Annotated in this window: 1 pseudogene; it reads left to right on the top strand. The window is 33.0% G+C overall.

Going from position 1 to position 1,060, the window contains the following annotated elements:
• Positions 1-1,060, top strand: a pseudogene (locus BG20_RS06200) (ABC transporter substrate-binding protein); the annotation flags it as partial.

Genomic DNA, 1,060 nt, shown 5'->3' with positions numbered 1-1,060 from the left:
TTAAAACAATTAGAGACATTCAATTTTAGATACAACCCTTCATTAGCTGAAGAAATAATTTCAAATGCATTAAACGAAAAGGGGGCTATAAAATCAGACGGACAGTGGAAGATAAATCAAAAACCAATTGAGATTACAGTTTTTATTAGAAGCGATGATCCAATAAGAAAATCGATTGGAGAGATCTTATCTTCAGAATTAAAAAAAATGGGATTTGTGGTGAAAAAGGATTTTGGGGATTTGAATAAAGCATTTGTTGTAGTATATGGATCAAATCCTAAAGAATTGAAATGGAGTTTGTATACAGAAGGATGGGGAAGATCAGCATTTGTTAGATATGATTCAGTAGGATTGGCTCAAATGTACTCGCCATGGGTTTCAAACATGCCAGGATTTAACAATCCATCATTTTGGAATTACAAAAATGAGTATCTAGACAACATAACTCAAAAAATATACTCTGGAGATTTTGAATCTGAAGAACAAAGAGCAGAATTAATTCAAAAGGGAATTGCAGATGGGATTGATCAGTCTGTTAGAATTTTCATAGCAAGTAAGATTGATCAATATATAGCAAATGAAAAAATGGATGGAATAGTTAATGATTTAGGAGCAGGTGTTCCTAGTAGATTCACTCCGATTAATTCTAGAAGTGATCATAAAGAATTGTTGATAGGAGTAAAAGAGATCAATCAAGGAGCTTGGAATCCAGTGATGGGATTAAGCGATACTAATAGCAGAAAAATGTGGGGGATAATTTCAGACCCAATAACTTTCAAACATCCATTTACAGGAAAAACAATTCCAATTAGAGCAGATTGGGATGTTGAAACAGCAGGACCAGAAGGTAAAATCAAATTACCAAATGATGCAAAAATTTGGAACCCCGTAGAACACAAATGGAATGAAGTATCGCCAGATTCTCAAGCAACAAGTAAAGTTAGATTCAATTTTAAATTCAGTAATTGGCATGACGGTCAAAAAATGAATATGGATGATATTTTGCATTCATTATATTTTACACTAGAGTGGGGGGTAAAAACAGATGAAAACGACAAAA

Source organism: Candidatus Nitrosarchaeum limnium BG20 (genome assembly GCF_000241145.1).
GTDB classification, from domain to species: domain Archaea; phylum Thermoproteota; class Nitrososphaeria; order Nitrososphaerales; family Nitrosopumilaceae; genus Nitrosarchaeum; species Nitrosarchaeum limnae.
Note: the sequence above shows the minus strand (reverse complement) of the source record. Positions and strands in the feature narration are given on the sequence as shown.